The organism is Tenacibaculum sp. AWR4_210 (assembly GCF_056160945.1).
This window is the reverse complement of the sequence record NZ_JBSWYF010000085.1, coordinates 1-285: the sequence shown is the minus strand read 5'-3', so window position 1 is coordinate 285 and position 285 is coordinate 1. Positions and strand designations below refer to the sequence as shown.

Annotated in this window: 1 protein-coding gene; it reads right to left on the bottom strand. The window is 48.4% G+C overall.

From position 1 onward, the window contains the following. On the bottom strand, positions 1-285 hold a 285-nt coding region (locus tag ACXAG7_RS20135; protein WP_476667952.1), incomplete at both ends, for an Ig-like domain-containing protein.

Sequence of the window (285 nt, the reverse complement as noted above, 5' to 3'; positions counted from 1 at the left end):
TTGACGCTGCATACCATTGGATTCCTGTTCCCGTAGCTACTAAGTCGGCTACTGTTGGGCTATCGGCACTACAGAATGCTTGTGCGCTTGCCGTTGGAGCACTTGGAGTTGTATTTACGGTTACACTTACTGAGGTTCTACTACTCTCACAGCTACTCACTGTTTGTGATGCATAGTAGGTTCCTGTACTCAATGCTGTTGTTCCTGCTAAGGCAGTTCCTCCTGTTGACGCTGCATACCATTGGATACCTGTTCCCGTAGCTACTAAATCCGCTACTGTTGGGC